Origin of the sequence: Anabaena sp. CCY 0017 (assembly GCF_963920885.1) — a bacterium.
Lineage (GTDB): Bacteria > Cyanobacteriota > Cyanobacteriia > Cyanobacteriales > Nostocaceae > Nodularia.
On sequence record NZ_CAWUDG010000014.1, the window covers coordinates 106,349 to 123,958 of the forward strand.

The 17,610-nt window shown below is 41.6% G+C and carries 19 protein-coding genes and 2 tRNA genes; 6 read left to right on the forward strand and 15 right to left on the reverse strand.

The window, feature by feature from the left end; genetic code table 11:
* Positions 1 to 73 precede the first annotated feature (73 nt).
* Entirely contained in the window at positions 74 to 568 is a 495-nt protein-coding gene (locus ACM0OW_RS16995) for a DUF2243 domain-containing protein (protein ID WP_414551338.1), read from the forward strand.
* A 77-nt stretch (positions 569 to 645) separates the two neighbouring features.
* On the opposite strand, the gene ACM0OW_RS17000 is transcribed toward ACM0OW_RS16995, so the two are convergent.
* Positions 646 to 1,485 carry a prephenate/arogenate dehydrogenase gene (locus ACM0OW_RS17000; RefSeq protein ID WP_414551339.1) on the reverse strand — a complete coding sequence of 280 codons (840 nt, stop codon included), beginning with the start codon at positions 1,483 to 1,485 and terminating at the stop codon, positions 646 to 648.
* Positions 1,486 to 1,684: 199 nt separating this feature from the next.
* Between ACM0OW_RS17000 and ACM0OW_RS17005 the strand changes: the two genes are divergently transcribed.
* Positions 1,685 to 2,275: a DUF1517 domain-containing protein gene (locus ACM0OW_RS17005; RefSeq protein ID WP_414551340.1), complete on the forward strand. Its 591-nt coding sequence runs from the start codon at positions 1,685 to 1,687 to the stop codon at positions 2,273 to 2,275.
* 69 nt (positions 2,276 to 2,344) lie between these two features.
* Positions 2,345 to 3,223 carry a hypothetical protein gene (locus tag ACM0OW_RS17010; RefSeq protein WP_414551341.1) on the forward strand — a complete coding sequence of 293 codons (879 nt, stop codon included), beginning with the start codon at positions 2,345 to 2,347 and terminating at the stop codon, positions 3,221 to 3,223.
* Between the two features lie 163 nt (positions 3,224 to 3,386).
* On the opposite strand, the gene aroF is transcribed toward ACM0OW_RS17010, so the two are convergent.
* The 5 genes from aroF to ACM0OW_RS17035 form a co-directional block, all read right to left on the reverse strand.
* Positions 3,387 to 4,454 (reverse strand): 3-deoxy-7-phosphoheptulonate synthase, encoded by a 1,068-nt coding sequence (gene aroF / locus ACM0OW_RS17015; protein WP_414551342.1) that lies wholly within the window; start codon positions 4,452 to 4,454, stop codon positions 3,387 to 3,389.
* Between the two features lie 263 nt (positions 4,455 to 4,717).
* On the reverse strand, positions 4,718 to 5,188 hold the full coding sequence (locus ACM0OW_RS17020; RefSeq protein WP_414551343.1) for a PAM68 family protein: 471 nt from the start codon (positions 5,186 to 5,188) through the stop codon (positions 4,718 to 4,720).
* A gap of 12 nt (positions 5,189 to 5,200) precedes the next feature.
* Positions 5,201 to 5,470, reverse strand: a complete 270-nt coding sequence (gene rpsO / locus ACM0OW_RS17025) for a 30S ribosomal protein S15 (RefSeq protein WP_323214584.1) — start codon at positions 5,468 to 5,470, stop codon at positions 5,201 to 5,203.
* A gap of 122 nt (positions 5,471 to 5,592) precedes the next feature.
* On the reverse strand, positions 5,593 to 6,447 hold the full coding sequence (locus ACM0OW_RS17030) for a cyanophycinase (protein WP_414551344.1): 855 nt from the start codon (positions 6,445 to 6,447) through the stop codon (positions 5,593 to 5,595).
* Positions 6,448 to 6,799: 352 nt separating this feature from the next.
* Complete coding sequence (locus ACM0OW_RS17035; protein WP_414551345.1) at positions 6,800 to 7,003, reverse strand: hypothetical protein; 204 nt, start codon at positions 7,001 to 7,003, stop codon at positions 6,800 to 6,802.
* Positions 7,004 to 7,498: 495 nt separating this feature from the next.
* Here ACM0OW_RS17035 and ACM0OW_RS17040 point away from each other — a divergent pair, with 495 nt between their 5' ends.
* Both ACM0OW_RS17040 and ACM0OW_RS17045 read left to right on the forward strand, forming a co-directional pair.
* The gene (locus ACM0OW_RS17040) at positions 7,499 to 9,409 is read left to right on the forward strand and encodes a cyanophycin synthetase (protein WP_414551346.1); all 1,911 of its coding nucleotides are present in this window, start codon (positions 7,499 to 7,501) and stop codon (positions 9,407 to 9,409) included.
* 338 nt (positions 9,410 to 9,747) lie between these two features.
* Positions 9,748 to 9,993: a hypothetical protein gene (locus ACM0OW_RS17045; RefSeq protein WP_414551347.1), complete on the forward strand. Its 246-nt coding sequence runs from the start codon at positions 9,748 to 9,750 to the stop codon at positions 9,991 to 9,993.
* 146 nt (positions 9,994 to 10,139) lie between these two features.
* Here ACM0OW_RS17045 and ACM0OW_RS17050 read toward each other — a convergent pair whose 3' ends face one another.
* Entirely contained in the window at positions 10,140 to 10,409 is a 270-nt protein-coding gene (locus ACM0OW_RS17050) for a hypothetical protein (protein ID WP_414551348.1), read from the reverse strand.
* Positions 10,410 to 11,521: 1,112 nt separating this feature from the next.
* On the opposite strand from ACM0OW_RS17050, the gene ACM0OW_RS17055 reads away from it, so the two are divergent.
* On the forward strand, positions 11,522 to 11,683 hold the full coding sequence (locus ACM0OW_RS17055) for a hypothetical protein (protein WP_414551349.1): 162 nt from the start codon (positions 11,522 to 11,524) through the stop codon (positions 11,681 to 11,683).
* 172 nt (positions 11,684 to 11,855) lie between these two features.
* On the opposite strand, the gene ACM0OW_RS17060 is transcribed toward ACM0OW_RS17055, so the two are convergent.
* The 8 genes from ACM0OW_RS17060 to rpsP form a co-directional block, all read right to left on the reverse strand.
* A tRNA-Thr gene (locus ACM0OW_RS17060) sits at positions 11,856 to 11,927 on the reverse strand.
* 88 nt (positions 11,928 to 12,015) lie between these two features.
* A tRNA-Tyr gene (locus ACM0OW_RS17065) sits at positions 12,016 to 12,101 on the reverse strand.
* Positions 12,102 to 12,194: 93 nt separating this feature from the next.
* The gene (locus tag ACM0OW_RS17070) at positions 12,195 to 14,015 is read right to left on the reverse strand and encodes an ABC transporter ATP-binding protein (protein WP_414551350.1); all 1,821 of its coding nucleotides are present in this window, start codon (positions 14,013 to 14,015) and stop codon (positions 12,195 to 12,197) included.
* An 87-nt stretch (positions 14,016 to 14,102) separates the two neighbouring features.
* Positions 14,103 to 14,900 (reverse strand): DUF6816 family protein, encoded by a 798-nt coding sequence (locus ACM0OW_RS17075; protein WP_414551368.1) that lies wholly within the window; start codon positions 14,898 to 14,900, stop codon positions 14,103 to 14,105.
* A 365-nt stretch (positions 14,901 to 15,265) separates the two neighbouring features.
* A complete protein-coding gene (locus ACM0OW_RS17080) occupies positions 15,266 to 15,673 on the reverse strand; it encodes a ChuX/HutX family heme-like substrate-binding protein (RefSeq protein WP_414551351.1) in 408 nt (135 codons plus the stop codon).
* Between the two features lie 77 nt (positions 15,674 to 15,750).
* Complete coding sequence (locus ACM0OW_RS17085) at positions 15,751 to 16,704, reverse strand: PhoH family protein (RefSeq protein ID WP_414551352.1); 954 nt, start codon at positions 16,702 to 16,704, stop codon at positions 15,751 to 15,753.
* A 129-nt stretch (positions 16,705 to 16,833) separates the two neighbouring features.
* Positions 16,834 to 17,292 carry a KH domain-containing protein gene (locus ACM0OW_RS17090; protein ID WP_414551353.1) on the reverse strand — a complete coding sequence of 153 codons (459 nt, stop codon included), beginning with the start codon at positions 17,290 to 17,292 and terminating at the stop codon, positions 16,834 to 16,836.
* Positions 17,255 to 17,515: a 30S ribosomal protein S16 gene (gene rpsP / locus ACM0OW_RS17095; protein ID WP_063872779.1), complete on the reverse strand. Its 261-nt coding sequence runs from the start codon at positions 17,513 to 17,515 to the stop codon at positions 17,255 to 17,257. Before rpsP ends, ACM0OW_RS17090 begins: the two co-directional genes overlap by 38 nt.
* Between the last annotated feature and the right edge of the window lie 95 nt (positions 17,516 to 17,610).

Genomic DNA, 17,610 nt, shown 5'->3' on the forward strand with positions numbered 1-17,610 from the left:
TTGTCTCAAGACAGAAGATATTACTCGGACAAAAATTATATTGTGGTGAAAAAGTCTGTCTACGAGGTGGAAAATGGAGGTAAAAGGTGAAAATGAATATCATTCTATGCCGTTGATTCTTGCCGGCATTTTCCTGGGACTGGGTTTAGGCGGTTTTGTTGATGGTATTGTGCTGCATCAAATTCTGCAATGGCATCATATGTTAAGCAATGTTCGTCCTTTAAAAACTGTCTCAAATATAGATTTGAATATGGTCTGGGACGGGTTATTTCATGCCTTTGACTGGTTAATGACTGTAGTAGGAGTGGCGTTACTTTGGCGCGCTGGAGGTCGTAAAGATGTTCCTTGGTCAAGAAATACCTTTGTCGGATCTTTGTTGATTGGTGCTGGTTTATTTAATTTTTTTGAAGGATTGATTGACCACCAGATTTTGGGTATTCACCATGTCAAACCAGGGGCAAATCAGTTAGTTTGGGATTTGGGGTTTTTACTCTCCGGCTTGCTGATGTTTGTCGTCGGGAGCGTAATGATCAAACATCAAAATAGACATCTTCAACAAAGAATGTAGAGACTGGTTATCTTAGTCTCTACAAGGGTTAGGGAAGAGGCATCTTTAAATTGTCTAATTGTCAACGCACCCTAATATTATTCAACAAATTTGGGTCTGGCTTTGCCATTTGCCTGCAACTGAAATTCTAAAGCTGCCCAATCAGACTGTTCGATTAAGTTAGTTAATTTAGCAAGATTTTGGCGATATTGTGCTAATGAACTCAGCAATGCTTGGCGGTTATACTGTGCCATCATTACTCCTAATTCGGGATTACCACCACCGACACGGCTGGTATCCCGAAAACCTGAACTAGCCAAATTTTGGGCTAATTGCAGCACATGGGTATCAGTTTCACCCATACAAGTAGCAATCAAAGCGGCACTGACCATGACGGGTAGATGGGAAATTAAACTCACTGCCCGATCATGTTCATCTGGCGGGCAATAATAAAGATTAGCCCCAAGCGATCGCACAATTTCTTCTACAATTGCAATTGCTGTCTTTGGTGTTGTCTCATCGGGTGTGAGAACATAAGGTCTACCCACAAATAAATCCCGTTGTGCCGCTTCTATGCCACTCTCTGCCAATCCCGCCATTGGATGACCACCAATGAAATTTGACCACTGAGGAGCGATCGCCTTGACTATAGGTGCTTTCACTGAACCCACATCAGTAATTACCGTACTTACAGGCAAATGGTCAATTAACTGTTGGAATTGGGGAACAATTAGCCCAATAGGTGTACAAATAAAAACTACCTCTGCGGCTGCTAACAAGCTGATGTCAACAGATGCTTCATTTACGCTACCGAGTGCGATCGCTTTTTCACAGGTAGACAAACGGCGACTGACTCCTAAAACATGATGACCAAGCGATCGCAAATCATAACCCAAGGAACCGCCTATCAGTCCCAGTCCCAAAATACCAATTTTCATTTTTAATTTTAACTACGTATTTTCTGCCTACTTTATCAACTATTAAACTTGGTATTATAAAGAGTTTCATTCATGAATGGAGAAAAATATGCAGTCAGAGTCATCAAGTTTCATAGATTTTATCCACAGCTTTCGCTATATAAGTCAATAGTAGAGATATGATTTTGCAGTGTATTAGTCAAAATGATGGAGGAAGCAGATGCGAGCGTTTAATAAAATGATGGGTCGGACTCGCTATGTGGTCTGCCGCTTATTTTTGCACTTAGCCGGGTCTGATGTTGCGCCAATTCTGGGAGTCTTAAATAGTACAGCACGGGAAGCGATCGCAGCTGATGGTGACTTGCATGATTTAGGAGAAGGATTAGTAGAAATTTGTGAAACCCTATTGCGATATGATGAAACCTGGCTTTCTGCATCCAATGAAGGCGAAGTATTCTGGGATGAAGGGGAAGCGGGAGATTACGTTAATGAATTATTTAACGACTCTGGCGAACGCTACGGTGCAGACCTTGACGTTAGTTCCGCTTCTAGTTCAAATGAATCCTTTTCTCTACCTGTAACCCGTAACGTCATTGTCATGTTGACAGTAGCTTACGAAGGCGAAGTTCCGGATTTAGAAACTGACCTCTCTAACATCCCCGCCTTAAAGGATGCTTTAAAAGCTTTAATCAATCTGCACTATAAAGAAAAACTGCGAGCCATTCAGGTACATTTTTCTCCAGCACAATTAGGTGATGAATTGACCAATGATCAGCTGTTGCAATATTACCCCGAATTAATTCCTTTGTAATTTGTTGGGTAGTCTCTACATTACCACTCCCATTAAAGCTTGTTAAGCTGAAAAATAGGACATAGTAAAATGCTCATGACAATATTACGAAAATTTACAGTTGTTTTTTTAGCACTAACTTTGTGTTTAACAACTGTTGCCTGTGGAAGTTCTAACGAAACTGCCTCTCAAAGTAGAAATGTGAGCCGCACCGCTACTCCTACCAAGTTGAGTGATGGTCAATATCAAGTGCAACAAGCGAGTTTTGACGATGGAACTGGGGAATATACACTGTTTTTACTCAACAGTACCCCCCCAACGTTTAAAACCGAAAATTTGCAAATGGCACGGCTAACCGATGAAGAAATTAAGGAGGGAAAAAAGACTCTTTTGAAGGTGGAGAATGGACAACCCGCCTTGTTTATGACCGAAGATTTTAAAATTGAGTACGTCCACAACGTCACCGAAACACAAACCAATCCCCAAACGGGACGACAAGAAACAGTTGTAGTGCGACGGGAAAGTAACTTTTGGGCCCCCTTCGCCGGTGCTGTAGCTGGTAACATTGCAGGTCAGGTGATCGGTAATGCATTATTTAGACCCCAATACTATGTACCACCTGCTTATCAATCAGGAGGAGTCCTCCGTGGCTATGGTGGTTATGGTAATACCTACAATCAAGCGGTTAGTAGCTATCGGACTCGCTACAATGCGCCTCCAGCAGTTGAGCGCAATCGGACAACCTTCCGCACTACAGGAAACATTAGAAGATCATCTCCTGCTAATTCAAGTGTACGCACGACACCCAGAACTAATACAGGTAATCGCCCCACTGGTTCCGGTTTTGGTAGCAGTAACTTAAAACCTTCTAACAGGTCTGGTGCGACTAAACGCAACACTGGCAGTGGTTTTGGTTCTGGTGGACGTTCTTCAAGTAGTCGCAGTCGCTCAGGTGGCAGAAGGCGTTAATAAACCAAAAGTGCTGACTCGGTGTCCGGGCGGGTTTACTAAAGTTTCGACGAACCACAGACTGACTGCTTGAACCCGCCCCTACTCACTCGGCACTCGGTGTTCGGGCGGGTTTACTAAAGTTTCAACGAACCACAGACTGACTGCTTGAACCCGCCCCTACTCACTCGGCACTTATTACAGCTACTACTGGTTGCGGCCAACGTCCGACAGCCTTACCTATTACGCCTAACTCTTGCATTAGGTGATCAAAACGTTCTGGTGTCAGAGATTGTGGTCCATCAGATAAAGCTTTAGCCGGGTTGGGATGAACCTCAATCATTAGAGAATCAGTTCCAGCTGCGATCGCGGCCATAGCCATTGAAGGCACAAATTCAGACCAACCTGTACCATGACTGGGGTCAATCATTATGGGTAGGTGAGTTAATTTTCGTAATACTGGTACTACCGATAAATCCAAAGTATTGCGAGTGTGTTGGCGGTCAAAAGTTCTAATTCCCCGTTCACATAAAATCACATTCGGATTTCCTGCTGCCAAAATATACTCAGCCGCCATCAACCAATCTTCAATTGTGGCAGCCATTCCCCGCTTTAAGAGAATTGGCTTAGGTTGCGCGCCCACTTTTTTTAGCAGGGAGAAGTTTTGCATATTCCTCGCGCCCACCTGGATGACATCAGCCACCTCAGCAATTATATCCAGTTCGGCGGCATCCATTACTTCGGTAATAATTCCCAAACCACTGACTTCCCGCGCCTTTGCTAACAACTCTAAAGCACTCTCGCCGTGACCTTGAAAGGCATAAGGTGAAGTTCGGGGTTTGTATGCGCCACCACGTAAAAACTTAGCTCCGGCGGCTTTAACGCGCAGTGCTGTTGTGACAATCATTTCTTCATTTTCTACTGAGCAAGGGCCAGCAACAACCACTAAAGGATGATGTTCGCCAAAAATCACATCGCCATCGGGAGTATTAACCACGACTTCAGAAGCTTCACCGTGACGAAACTGACGACTAGCTCGTTTGTATGGCAACTCTACCCGCAAGACTTGCTCAATCCACGGGCTGAGTTCCTGAATTTGTAATGGGTCTAAGCTAGCTGTTTCACCGACTAAGCCAATTACTACTTTGTGTTGACCGATAATTTTTTCTGGTGTTAGTCCCCAGCTAATTAGTTCGTCGCTAATGCGGTTAATTTCCATTTCTGGGGAACCGCTTTTCATGACTACAATCATTTTAAATTCCCTGATTAGTTGACTTAAACCTCAAACAAGTAAGAGCCAATTTATCTTGTTAATTTGTATTGAATTTAAATTTAGTTTAAATATTTAATGATGGTAAAACAGAGGGCGCTCAGTTGTTTCCTGGCTAAGTATTAGGTTTAATCAAACATGATCAATTTGTGTTTGGTAATGTTGAAGTTAGAAAATTTCCACTTCAACATTAACTGAAAAATACACCCAATACCGCAGTTATTCTGATATCTGAGCGCCAAGCATCATACGTTTTTTTGCCGAGTTTCGCGCCAAACTTCCACCATTCGACCCCAATTGGTACTAAATTCACCCAAACCCAATAGACTTCCGGCTCTTTCTTCGTCCCATGAGGCTGAGAGAACACCATAAGTTATCCCCAAAACTCCTATACCAAATAATCCCATATTCACCAATAACACGGCAATGGGAGGCAATTGGATCTCGGAGTATATAGCCAGTAAATAGCTGACTACTAAGGTTGTAATACCCAAAGCTGTTGGTACACCACAGAATCCCGCCACCCGCCGGATCATTCTTTGGCTCACAACTTGGGGAATAGCCCTCTCTTCTTTACTGAAAGGTGGCTGTTTAATAGACTTTTTTTCCGAGGTCTTGGGCTGTGCTGGTGGTTTGCTTACAGCTTTCGGGGGTTTTTGGCGCTTTGTTTTTGGTTCAAAAGGTAAGCCATCGCGCTCAGATTCTTCAGCAGACATAAGCGATAGTTCCTATCCACGAATACCCAGACGAGCAATCAGACCTTGATATTTTTCCCGACTGCCTTTCTGAATATAGGCAAGAAGACTCTTGCGTTGTCCAATCATCTTCAACAAACCCCGGCGGGAAGAATGGTCTTTTTTATTGGCTTGGAGATGTAAGCTAAGACGACTAATGCGGTCAGTCAGCATGGCTACTTGAACTTCGGCAGATCCAGTATCGGTTTCGTGAACTTGATAGTTCGACATTATTTCTTGTTTGCGCTGTTGCGTCAGAGCCATAATCGATTCACTTTCTATTTATTTTAAATTTATGCAGCAGTCTCCTATGATATCACAGGCCTCAATTTGCTGGTATGACTCACCAATGAGTATTGTTACTATAGGGAAAAAATCACGAAAAATTAGATGTTTGTGGAGCTAACAGGGATGGCGACATTTGGCACAGACTTTTGATTCAATATAGGCTGACGGGTCTTGAGGTCAAATTTATAGCCATTTGGTAGTATGTGGAGCTTTGCGCCAAAAATCGCCAACGGCTCATCTTTTAAGATTTCGCCCATATTGTTATATGTCGCTTCCGATTCATCAATAATTGTGACTGAGCCTTCTCCAATAACTTCAAGTTGATGATCAGTCACTACCATTGCGGTATTCTCATCAATACCAAATCCTAATCCAGCAGGTTCTTGGACTAAAGCAGAAAGTAAGCGTCCTAAGCGTCCGCGCTGGGAAAAATGCTGGTCAATGACTACACCTGGGAGAAAACCCAGACCCGGCCCCATAGCCACAATTTCCATGCGCGGATGGGTTTGAGCATCGCCTTCTACAATCATGGTATCAGGCATGACTGCGGCTCCGGCGCTTGTACCCGCCACAACCATACCTTCAGAGAAGCGTTGATGAATTGCTGTATCTATTTCAGTATCTTTGAGGATGCTGGTGATGCGAGCCTGGTCTCCGCCTGTAAAAAATATACCAGTTGCTTGAGCGATCGCTTCCAACGATGTGGATGAAGACGCGTCCTCACGACTTTCTGTATCAACTATGCGAACCGCTTCAGCGCCTAGACGCTCAAATACTCTAATATAATCTTCTCCTACATCCCTTGGTAGTTCTGCCGCAGCAGTCATAATTACAATTTTAGCTTTGATACCCCCAGCCCGGCGGACAAATTCCCGGAGAACGTGGGAATCTCCGTCTCTGTCTTCAGCGCCGCCAATAATTACTAATTGGCGTTTAGTTGTACTGTCCGTCATGATCACTCCTGATATAAATTAATGAATTAATTTTAAGAAACCATGACAATTATAGCGATAAAATCATTCGACTGATAGATTACGAAAAAACTAGTAAGACTAAAAGCTAAATAAATAATTAGTTACTATGAATTAGACCTCATAATTTAATAGCCTCTAGAGATATCTCTAGAGGCGTTGTTTGTTATTTGACAATAGGGGATTTTAAATTAATTCTCCTATGATCAAAGATGGTTTATCATTGAAACGAAGTTAATTGTCTAGAATTACCAGTTGCCACATCTACAATTTTTCGTACTCGATTAGGCTAATGACCATTGGATCTTTAAAGTCATAGCTATAATTTAAAAAATTAGCTAACTTGGCTTCTATACAACAAGTTAATTAGAAAAAACCGAGCTTGTTCTAGTGGGATATGCCTGGGCTTACCCTGGTAAACAATTTGATACTCATTCACGTCTGACCCATCTCCGTGACCAGAAATTAGCTTGCGGTGAAAAGCTTCATCAGCAAGTTCACGCACTTCATCTCTGAGAGCAGCTTGTGTACTGTTCATTGGTTGCTGTCTCCTCGAAATCTATTTTAGACATCGACCAAATGCAAATCAGGTTGATCCATAACCTTGCTAGAGAAAATTCATAAATTGCCCTTTTTCACAAGATTTCTTAACAGACTATATAAATTCTGGTAATCAATTTCATCTTTCAAAAGTTATATATTTGAGGCTTTTTACTATTGGATGACTAACATTTTTTTTCTTACATCAGTTTTTATGTATTTGAAACACATCTGTCGTAGGGGCGCAAGACCTTGCGCCCCTACCGTGTGGTATATTTACCTGAAAATACCTGTAAGGAGTCATGGGGATTGAATTATGGTATGGTTGGAAATGCGTAGTAATAAATGTGTAATAAGTAAAGATAATATTATCTAATGTGAAAAATCTAAATAATTGCCAAATAATCATTTAAACTCGACTACAATCCATAAATCTAACTAATCAATAAATTAAATTACCGATTCAGGGTGTTTAGCTGAAGGTGTATTATCAATGATTCAACAGAAAAGCAACGGATTAGTCCGCATTAATGCTAGAAAAACTGATATATTCGATATTTTTAACTTCAAGCATTACCTGGGGCCTAACCCCTATCTGGATACAGGGGCGCTAGTATTTGACTTTGCGCTCATTGAGTCTAGACAGCCGCTACCCATTGCAGATTATATCTCTAGGATAGGCGATCGCTATCCGCATCTGAACCAAGAAACATACGAAACCCACGCCCACCTGTTTGCCAAAGTTGCCTCAGAAGTAAGTAAGCTAGACATGGGTCTACACCTCAACCGTTGGAGTGTCAAACCTGATGCAGATTATGCGTGCATTAGTATCCAATCCTTGCATGAACGCACCACTAGAGCAGTGGTTTACCTTGTCTGGGATTGGTTTGAAGCCATCAACCAAGACAAAAAATTCTTCCTTGATGACGAACTGCTAACCCTTCAGAAACGATTTCGCGAATCTGTCTACGGTGGCCCCACAGTTTACGCCCTATTGCGAACAGCTTATGCAAAAGGCATTCCCACCACTTATCTGTGGTCAGAAGCACTCATGCAATATGGCTATGGCAAAAAACAAGTTCGTGGAATAGCTACAACCTTTGATTGCGATAGTCATATAGATTCCGATTTCACCACCCGCAAAGATGAATGCAAGATATTTATGCAAACATTGGGTTTACCAGTACCAGAAGGTGATATTGTTTTTTCCGAAAAAGAAGCCTTAGCAATAGCAAAAGAAATTCGTTACCCAGTAGCAGTGAAACCTGTAGTTGGTCATAAAGGCATTGGCGTTACAGCTGGTGTACAAGATGCCAAAGAATTAGTATCTGCTTACAATAGGGCATTATTAGCAATTCCCGAAGACCAGCCAACGCGCATAATTGTCGAAAAAAGCATTTCGGGAACCGACTTCCGCTTATTGTGTGTGAATGGTAAATTTGTCGCGGCCACGGAACGCCGTCCCGCATCAGTTAAAGGAGATGGTTACTCAACCATTGCAGAGTTAATTCGAGAAGAAAATCGCCAACCAGCACGTTTAGATACACCCACCTCGGCGATGTCTAAAATTCAGTGTGATGAAGCGATGGAAATCTATCTAGACGAACAAGGTTATAGCTTAGATAGTGTCATCAAAAAAGGACGTACTGTTGATCTTCGCAAAGTTGCCAATCTTTCCGCAGGAGGCGTGAGCATTGATGCTACATCCACAATTCATGATGATAATATTATCTTAGCCCAAGACATTGCCCAACACTTTCGGCTAACTTGTCTGGGTATTGATGTCATTGCTGAAAACTTATCAGAATCTTGGAAGACCAGTAGTAACTTCGCAATTCTGGAAATCAACGCCGCACCGGGAATTTTGATGCATCTTAATCCTGCTGTTGGCGAAAGTGTTGATGTCCCTTCCCGGATATTAGAAACCTTTTTTGAATCTGGTGTAAATTCCAGGATACCAATTATCACCTTTAATAAAATTTCCATTGAGGAATTGCAAGAAACAATTGACCATATTCTTTCGCAACATCCTGATTGGACAATAGGTGCTGTTTGCCATGATGCAGTCTTTATAAATCGGTCACAAAAAGCATTACGCTACGATTACAATAGTAACGTCCAAACTTTACTGCGTAATCCCAAACTTGATTTATTAATTACCGAGTATGAAGAATCGATTTTAGAAGAAGAGGGGATGTTTTACCAGGGGAGTAACATGGTAGTTTTAAATAATCCCACAGAAACAGAGATGATATTAGCACGGGATATCTTCGATGATTCTACGGTGGTGATTAAGAAAGAAAACGACATTTCTATCCGTCGTCGTGGGTTAATTGAGGACTACACCTTGGGAGAAAATGAACCATTTACTCAGGTATATTTCAAGGAACTTGGGACAATTTAAGTCAAGTTTTGGGCGAATATAATAGGGACAGGGATAATGATGGGTTGCGGACTATCGTCCTAACCCACTCTACTGGCGTGACAAGGCTAAAACAGTTGATTAGAAGTAGGTTGGGTTAAGCGCCGCGCAACCCAACGCTGCCAATGATGTTGCAATACGGTTCGGTTTCAAGAATGGAATGTAATAATCAACCTTTTGGCATTCTCAAAATTGGGCGACTGGCTATCGCTTCAATACTTTAAAAAGAACAGTATTCTTAAGTAAACTGAAGTTTTGGGGTTTATACTGGCTTATCCGGTTATATAAGTTATGATTCGGATAGTTTAGGGGTAAATCGAATGTCTGAAGAAATAGAACAAATACTAGAAGAAAGACGAGCAAAAAATAACCTATCGCATCAACAGGTAACACTAGAGTTTTATAAGTTGTTGATAGAAAACGATGTCAAAGCTGGTGCATATCTAGCTGACCCCGATAAAATGATACAAGCTTGGCAGGTCGCTAACTTCTTTTTGAGCAACTACGCCAAAATGGAAGTATCGGAGGTGTACGGTTACGACGTGTCTGATGCATTTGAAGAATAGCTTAAAGTTCTGGTAGAACCCCAGTAGCAACTAAGCACGGCTGGGTTTTATATCTATGGTTGCAATAAAAGCCCCTGAGAACCATTACAGCGTTCAGGGGTTTATTTCTAACTAAATCAGCAGTAAAGGGACTGCCGTATCCTTATTTAATCAACCTGCGATTTGTCTTCTTTTGTGCTATCATTAGTATGATCAAGTGCTAAGGGTTTTACTGGATCATCTGCTATAGTTGGGACTTGGCAGTTTCTCTTGTCCATTAAAAGCTCATTGACAGAATCAGACATCTTGATGTGGACAAAACCGCCACACTCACTTTTTGTGACCCCATGCCCCAAAAACAACAGTGAAGTTACGGTTGCCAAAACTCCACATTGTTTGATAACCTTAAGTAAGCTAGGTTTGGGTTTGTTAACCATATAAGCCTTGTCCTTGTATTCAAAAGTTTACACAGAAGAAACTTCAAGCTCTAGAACAGCTTGAAAAAGAAAATAGGAAACAATAAGACCCTAGCTCGTAACTGGGGTTTTGTTTTTGTTCTCTTATCGTCTAAATATAACGCATTCAAAATATTGCTGTCAAGAAAATCACAAAAATATTTAACACGGTAACTACTAAGCCCACCATGTTTTTATTTTTGCTTGAGAATATTCTTAGCTACCTTTCTGCGCTTAAGAATATTTTCAGCTATTATCTTGTTCATGAATATAATATAGTACCAGTGCTATAACCTAAACAACAGTTATTATACTGAATAAAAAATTTTTGAGTAAGTATATTTTATAACCTAGCTTTGTGTTATTTAATAAAAACAACCATACCATACTTTATTCAAATCCCTTGGTAGTCTATATTTGCGCTAATGCTTGAATATAAAATACATAATCTACTGATGTTCATGTTAAGTAATGTAACAAACAAAAACCCACTAAAACTTACTAAAAAACCCACTAAAACTTACTAAAGCCCTATTTTAGTATGTCTGTGTGCTAAGGATTCACAAGCTTTCAGCATTCGTTTTCAGCGTCGTACACCTTTCATAAATAAACTGCACTGAAGCCGTCATTCATGCCTACCTGACAGTCATTGATTCACAAACTAGCTAGACAGGGCAAGTATTTCAACCATTTTAGACTTCCATAAAATCCGTAAGACACGCGCTGGTTTTGTGTAGCTCCAGGGGTAAGAAAAAACCCCAGTGTTTACCAGACACTAGGGGATACTACAAAGAAAACAAACCTACAGGATAAAAATACTTCTATAACACTATGGTTATTTAGTCATTCTAGGGATACCAAGGCTACTTGATGATGTTACTTGCTGCATCTAGTGTCTTGTGGGAATAGTGAACCTGTAAAAATGTTTTGGCTGCTCCTATCTCTTTTAAGGAAAATGATAAAGCAGGTGAAACATTTTCCTGCCAACCATCTCTATTGAGTCCCCAGGATGCCAAAAGATTCTTAAGGACTACGGTAGCTATAGTAAGCTACAGTGCGCTACTGTAATATAGTAAGCAACCAAGGGACACAAAATGCCTAGTAAACAAAAGACTTACAGTATACGCATCAGCCCTGAAGACCTTGAACTGGCAAAGGCTCGACATCTCGAATACTGCCAACTATTAGGTAAAGTAATTTCCTTTAACGAGTATGTGGTTACTCGGATAACCTCAGACCCCCTTGCACATAGCTAATGGATGTCCTAAGCTTAGGACACACTTAGGACAGTCTAGGGTGCTTTAGGGCGACAAATCATAACCAGAATCATAGTCAAAAAAGCAATCAGGGAAACAGATAGTTAATCGCTAAGTTGATTGAATAGGCTGAAAACCTTGCTTTAGCGTTGTTTATTGGTTCAAATAAATAAGCCCGTGACGAGGATTGAACTCGTGACCTCACCCTTACCAAGGGTGTGCTCTACCACTGAGCCACACGGGCGAAAAAAGAAACTTGAGTGTTTGAGTTATGAGCTATAAAGCTGTGAATATACCAATCACTTAGCTATTATAGCTCACGACTTAAAAAGTGGTGGGCCGGGCTGGATTTGAACCAGCGTAGGCGCTAGCCAACGGATTTACAGTCCGTCTCCATTAACCACTCGGACACCGACCCATTTCGTCTCACGATTACTAACGTTAGCACCAAGTTTTAGAAATTGCAAGGGTTTTCTCAAAAAGATTTTAGAACCGATTTATTTGACCGCTACTAACTCAGCAATTCTCCGGTTTCTTGCAGGGAGTGTAAGCGGCGGTAAATGCCCTCTTGACGCAAAAGTTCATCGTGGCTACCCACTTCGGCAATCTTCCCTTGATCCAGAACCACTATTTTATCGGCTTCCCGGACTGTACTCAGACGGTGGGCAATGACAATTGTGGTACAAGTCCCCTGAATTGAGTGCATGGCTAATTGAATAGCACGCTCAGACTCATAGTCTAAGCTGGAGGTAGCTTCGTCAAAAATCAGCACATCTGGTTCCACTAGCAAAGCCCTGGCAATTCCTAAACGCTGTCTTTGTCCTCCTGATAACCTCACACCACGTTCCCCCACAACAGTGTAATAACCTTGAGGTAAGTGTTCCATCACTTCATCAACCCTGGCAATCCTACAGGCTTCCTTGACCTGTTCCAGAGTCGCATTTGGTCTGCCGTAAGTGAGGTTATCTAATATCGTCCCGTTGAAAACGTCCACTTCTTGGTGAACGATCGCCAGCCTGCGCCTATACTTACCTACATCCAAGGTGCGAATATCTTGACCATCAATAGAAATCTGACCTTCTTGAGGTTCAAAATACCGCAGTAGTAATTTTACTAAAGTAGACTTCCCAGAACCGGAACGCCCAACTAACGCCACTGTTTGATATGGTGAAATCAACAAGTTAATATTTTGTAAAACTTGTCGGCTGTCATCATATCCAAAACTAACGTTTGATAACTCAATTTTGCCTGTGAATTTATAAGGTGATTCAGCTTGATTACTCTCCTCTAAAAGACTAACTGAATCAGATGCAATTGGTGCTTGCAAAAATTCGTGGAATCGTAACATGGAAGAATAGCGACGGGCGAAAACTTCTGCCAATGTGCTAATAGGTTCTAATTCAGCGTAAGCCATACTAGAAAGAGTTAAAGTCATGACAAAGTGACCAAGAGTAATTCTCCCATCTACTGTTGCGGCTAAGGTTAAACCCAAGATGACAAAGACGCAAAACTGAATTACAGCCTTTTGCAAAGTCACCAATCTGACATAACCTTGATGAATCCGATAATCAACAACCGTTAATTCCCGATCTAAACGTTGCTTTTGTCGCTTCAATTCCTGGGATTCTGTGGCAAATGCTTTGACTGTTTTGATATTAGTAATCAATTCTGAAGTGCGGCTTTCTGTACCTTCCATATATTTATCCAGACGACTTTCGTGGCTAATTATCCGCCGCAAAGTTTTTAAACTAAAGGCGAGGATAAATACAAAAGAAATCAGATATAAAACCGCAATTCGCCATTCAATCAAGAGGATAAATACGAAAATTCCTAACACACGGAACAGTTTAGGAATTAACTGTCCAGCAATTTCAGGATAAGTCCAAGTATGGTTAGCCAGTCCTCTGGCTACTCGCCCAGAAATGCGTCCGGGGTTATTTTCATCATAAAATTCCAGGGGGAGAGTGAGAATTTTGGCTATGGCTGCTTGGGTTTGATCTCGACGCGCCCTTAAAGGGATATCCCAGTGAAACCACACGGTAAGCCAAGGCTGTGTGGGCGCTTTGACTACGGTGACTAAAAAAATTAAACCCAGTAACACACCTAATGATAGAGTTTGATTAACTGGATAATTGATGAGTTTTGAAATACTGGCGATCGCACTTTGCAATGGTCTATCCAATGGTTGATTAGATAAAACATTTAAAATCTGCCCAATCCCATAAGGAACAACCAAATCAATAATTTCGTAAACGCTCGATGCAGCAATAGTTAAAACACTCAGCTTCCAGTCAGAATGAAAGTAGTTAAGAATATCTCGAAATTTGGCCATGATGCACACCGTCCCAGAGCGCAAACTTAGCTGGAAATAATTATACTACACTTGTAATACATTATAGTCAAGTGTGGTTTTGAGAAATCAATCTAAAGGAGTGGGTGAAAATTCCAGACGATAGCGATAAAGGGCGACTGGACGAGAAGCTGCGGTAAAGTAATCTGGATCTTGGGGTGAAAGATAAACAGCAGTTACTTGATCTGCTAAAATTGCTGGATTAGATTTAGCGAGTTTATTGTATGCGGTGGTCGATTCTACTGCATTGAAATAGGGACGCGAACCGCCTTTAAATAGTTGTTGAAATACTTCTGAGGTGATGAAGTTATTATTTGAACTAGTTTCAATAGCTCGTCCAGTTACAATAGAGATTAATTGGCGATTCCTACGGAGCGCTTCGCTATCGCCACGCAAAAGGGTAATTTGCCGATTAGGTGAATCTGGATCTACCTTAGTTGATAATACGGCTTCATCACCTAAATAAGCTCTGGCTAAATTCAAACTATTAAAAGCTCTGTCTGCGACTAAAATTGATGATCTGTCTATTTTTGGAATGAGTTTTAAGCCAGTTATTGGGGGTTTTTGTGGAATAAACCGCACTAAAAAACTCACAGGCTGATTCAATTGTTGGCGATTCGATTCAAATCCAGGGGTGACGATATCCGGTGCTAAAGGTGCAACTAAATCGACTAATGTACTTGTAACTTCCCATGAACCAGCAAACCAGTCAGGATAAACTAAATCGCCTTCAGCACGTTGCACTGAAGTGAGTTGTTCCCACTGGGGAAAATTTGCTAAACGTTGAGATAATTCTCCGGCTTTTGCTGTTCCACTCCATCCCAGTAGGTAGAAAATAATTAAGCTAAAAGTCCAAATTGCCTTCATCATCGTTATTGTTTAGGTAAGAATAATTAAACGCCGATAATATTAAGATGTTTGATTTTTTGATGAAGTAATCACTGGTGATTAGATATAAGAAGTGTAGAGTATATTGTAGGTGTAACTTAATTTCAAAATACAAGGTGGGTTACGCTGTCGCTTTAGCACAGCCATGCCCCTTGGGCTATACCCACCCAACTGAATTGACAAGCCTAAAATAGTGCATTAGACGTAGGTTGGGTTAAGCGCAGCGCAGCCCAACGCTGCCAATAATGATGTTGGGTTTCCTTACGTCAACCCAACCTACAATTTTTGCATCATTTTAAGCTGGCCACGCCACTACGTTTAAGTTATATTTCTTCGTAAGAATTTTATAAAGTTTCAATGGGTACGGGTTGCCAAACTTCCCCATATTGTTGTCGTAAACTTTCCCAGGCTTCCACTTGTCCGGGTTCATATTCTCCTGGTTTACCCCATTGCAAAAATAAGCTTAAAGCAACTTCTTGTTGTTCATCTAAAAACCGAATTGCATAGGTGGTAAAATTACCTCGTTTCGCTTCACCAGTTTCAAATTTCACTTGAGTAATTTTATCCATATTAAAGTGAAACTCAAAGCCTTCGGTGTGCATATTTGCATATTTACCTTTGAGCAATTCGGCATAAAATAGCTTTTCTATTTTGCCGCGAGCTTCTAATACAGCAGCGCTGCTAGTCACAATAATGCGTAAAGTTCCTAAGTTTTCACAAGCTTCTAAAAAGTCTTTCAAATTTGGATTCATAATCAGCGATTAGTGATAGTATTTTACGATTAGTCAAGGTGTGGGAAAATTTCAGAAACCGCAGATAACTTTGTATTTTATCTTTCGTATCTTTCGTAAGCGGCGACAATGCGCTGCACTAGGGCATGGCGAACAACATCTTTTTGTGTGAATTCGCAAAAACCAATGCCTTCCACATTCTTAAGAACTTGTAAGGCTACCGCTAGTCCTGATTTTTGGCTGAGGGGTAAATCAGTTTGTGTGGTATCACCTGTAATTACCATTCGAGAACGGAAACCCAGACGAGTTAACACCATTTTCATCTGGGCGGGTGTAGTATTTTGGGCTTCATCAACAATCACAAAAGCATGATTGAGGGTGCGTCCTCGCATATAAGCAAGTGGGGCTACTTCGATGACACCCCGTTCCATTAAACTGGGAACTTTTTCGGGATCAATAAATTCATAGATAGCATCGTAAAGTGGGCGGAGATAGGGATTAACTTTCTGCTGTAAATCTCCAGGCAGAAAGCCCAGTTTTTCCCCAGCTTCTACAGCCGGACGGGTTAAAATCAGCTTTTCCACTTGGTTATTCAAGAGTGCTTGCACAGCAACGACAACAGCAAGATAAGTTTTACCTGTTCCAGCCGGCCCAATGCAGAATGTTAGGTCACGCCTACGGATATCCTTAATGTATTCTTTTTGGCGAAAAGTTTTAGCACGGATTTCTTCACCGCGACGAGTTTTAGCTAGGACATCTCGCTGTAATTCCTGAAGTTCGTCTTGGCGATCGCTATCCAGAGCTTGGCGGGCTGTTAAAATGTCGGCACTGGAGAGAGTATTGCCCTTCATCCAGATGGCTTCAAGCGATCGCACTAATTGAGTAGCCAGATCAATTTGCGCTTCTGTACCACCAATGTGTAATTCTTGCCCACGCAACACCAAGGTAGCTCCGGTTTGTCGGGATAAGAGTTTCAGATTTTCTTCTCTATCACCGGCGAGAGCGATCGCACTGGGAATATTAGGCAGCTGAATTATTAAAGCATCTGCCATAAGTATTTATTGTTTAATTTTTCAAGTGCAGTTTTTGACAACAAAATTGATACTATTTTAAAATTTTCACAACTGACTGAAATATCTGAGCGGCGGTGGTTACTTCCGCCCAGACTTTCTTTTAGTTAATTAACGAGTTCGGGGTTTAACAACAGGTCTGGGTATATTTACAGTTTTGTCTCGCGGTTTAATTTCTGGCGATGGCGCTCCGCGCATTGCTGAAGGCGATCGCTCTTGCTGATCGTCGTCAGAAGACATTCCCTCTCGTCCCAAACCATTACTGCCGTACATATCCAGGTATACTGATTCTCCGGCAAATTCTGCTGCTGCGGCAATTACCGTTCTAATTGCCTGAATATTGCGACCCCCTCGACCAAACACTTTCCCCTTATCTTGGCTTTCAAAGGCGATGCGAATCCAAACCCGTTTGAGAGTCTGAGAAATTTCACAATCAATACTTAAAGTCTCTGGAGATTCTAAAAATGGCTGCATCAAAAACTTAACTAGCCCAACATAGTCGGGACTAGCTTGTGAGGATATTATTCCGGCGTTAGGATGCGGTTGTGGCACTGACCTGTTCAAAAACATTGGCTTTTACTAAAATGCTACGGACGGTCTCGGTGGGTTGAGCGCCTTGTTGTAGTCGCTTGACGATACCGGGAACATCTAGTCGCACTTCATCAGTTCGGGGGTTATAGAATCCCAGTTCTTCTAGGGGACGGCCATCGCGGCGAGCAAGGCTATTGATAGCAATAATGCGGTAACTTGGTTCCCGTTTTTTGCCGAATCGCTTCAAGCGCAATTTAATCATGGTCGAGGACTGATTCTCCTACTTGTTTGTACCCAAATGACAATTTTAGCACTTGCCTAGCCTTGGCTGCTATGAATCAGTTAACAGTTAACAGT

What these genes read in the sequence shown, in the direction of transcription:
- ACM0OW_RS17010 (WP_414551341.1), top strand. Translation starts at nt 2,345, where the DNA reads ATGCTCATGACAATATTACGAAAATTTACAGTTGTTTTTTTAGCACTA.
- ACM0OW_RS17050 (WP_414551348.1), bottom strand. Translation starts at nt 10,409, where the DNA reads ATGGTTAACAAACCCAAACCTAGCTTACTTAAGGTTATCAAACAATGT.
- ACM0OW_RS17005 (WP_414551340.1), top strand. Translation starts at nt 1,685, where the DNA reads ATGCGAGCGTTTAATAAAATGATGGGTCGGACTCGCTATGTGGTCTGC.
- ACM0OW_RS16995 (WP_414551338.1), top strand. Translation starts at nt 74, where the DNA reads ATGGAGGTAAAAGGTGAAAATGAATATCATTCTATGCCGTTGATTCTT.
- ACM0OW_RS17035 (WP_414551345.1), bottom strand. Translation starts at nt 7,003, where the DNA reads ATGAACAGTACACAAGCTGCTCTCAGAGATGAAGTGCGTGAACTTGCT.
- aroF (WP_414551342.1), bottom strand. Translation starts at nt 4,454, where the DNA reads ATGATTGTAGTCATGAAAAGCGGTTCCCCAGAAATGGAAATTAACCGC.
- ACM0OW_RS17085 (WP_414551352.1), bottom strand. Translation starts at nt 16,704, where the DNA reads ATGGCAGATGCTTTAATAATTCAGCTGCCTAATATTCCCAGTGCGATC.
- ACM0OW_RS17075 (WP_414551368.1), bottom strand. Translation starts at nt 14,900, where the DNA reads ATGAAGGCAATTTGGACTTTTAGCTTAATTATTTTCTACCTACTGGGA.
- ACM0OW_RS17000 (WP_414551339.1), bottom strand. Translation starts at nt 1,485, where the DNA reads ATGAAAATTGGTATTTTGGGACTGGGACTGATAGGCGGTTCCTTGGGT.
- ACM0OW_RS17045 (WP_414551347.1), top strand. Translation starts at nt 9,748, where the DNA reads ATGTCTGAAGAAATAGAACAAATACTAGAAGAAAGACGAGCAAAAAAT.
- ACM0OW_RS17080 (WP_414551351.1), bottom strand. Translation starts at nt 15,673, where the DNA reads ATGAATCCAAATTTGAAAGACTTTTTAGAAGCTTGTGAAAACTTAGGA.
- ACM0OW_RS17055 (WP_414551349.1), top strand. Translation starts at nt 11,522, where the DNA reads ATGCCTAGTAAACAAAAGACTTACAGTATACGCATCAGCCCTGAAGAC.
- ACM0OW_RS17020 (WP_414551343.1), bottom strand. Translation starts at nt 5,188, where the DNA reads ATGTCTGCTGAAGAATCTGAGCGCGATGGCTTACCTTTTGAACCAAAA.
- ACM0OW_RS17040 (WP_414551346.1), top strand. Translation starts at nt 7,499, where the DNA reads ATGATTCAACAGAAAAGCAACGGATTAGTCCGCATTAATGCTAGAAAA.
- ACM0OW_RS17070 (WP_414551350.1), bottom strand. Translation starts at nt 14,015, where the DNA reads ATGGCCAAATTTCGAGATATTCTTAACTACTTTCATTCTGACTGGAAG.
- ACM0OW_RS17090 (WP_414551353.1), bottom strand. Translation starts at nt 17,292, where the DNA reads ATGTTTTTGAACAGGTCAGTGCCACAACCGCATCCTAACGCCGGAATA.
- ACM0OW_RS17030 (WP_414551344.1), bottom strand. Translation starts at nt 6,447, where the DNA reads ATGACGGACAGTACAACTAAACGCCAATTAGTAATTATTGGCGGCGCT.
- rpsO (WP_323214584.1), bottom strand. Translation starts at nt 5,470, where the DNA reads ATGGCTCTGACGCAACAGCGCAAACAAGAAATAATGTCGAACTATCAA.
- rpsP (WP_063872779.1), bottom strand. Translation starts at nt 17,515, where the DNA reads ATGATTAAATTGCGCTTGAAGCGATTCGGCAAAAAACGGGAACCAAGT.